This window comes from Legionella sp., assembly GCF_965140895.1.
GTDB lineage: Bacteria > Pseudomonadota > Gammaproteobacteria > Legionellales > Legionellaceae > Legionella.
In genome coordinates this window covers 1-342 of record NZ_CBCSKT010000163.1, presented here as the reverse complement: position 1 = coordinate 342, position 342 = coordinate 1, and the positions used below count along the sequence as shown (strand labels likewise).

Sequence of the window (342 nt, the reverse complement as noted above, 5' to 3'; positions counted from 1 at the left end):
GCTACAAAAACTGTTTTTAGAATGATAATGCGGATTGGTACATACAAGGACCAATGATTATCTGCCTCTTGGCATTTGATTCCCATCGTACTGGTTTCTAAAATAGGGGTGCTGTAGGGGTTAAATACAACTAAGTGATTTTCTGCGCAGGCTTTCAAGCTTAAACGAGAGTCAATTTTATCTGCGGAAACATGGATCTTTCCTTCTTTATAGGATGTCAATTGCTTAAGAACGTACTCTTCAATTTTTTGAGTTAATAACTCAGGCGACTGAGTTGGCTCTGCAAATGATCCCGTACTTGCAAAAAATAGTAAAATGCTTAGTATGCTCTTTTTCACAACG

1 pseudogene is annotated in these 342 nt (G+C 37.7%); it reads right to left on the bottom strand.

Features of this window, described 5'->3' with window-relative positions:
* A pseudogene (locus tag ACQY7T_RS14430) lies at positions 1-342 on the bottom strand (flagellar basal body P-ring formation chaperone FlgA); the annotation flags it as partial.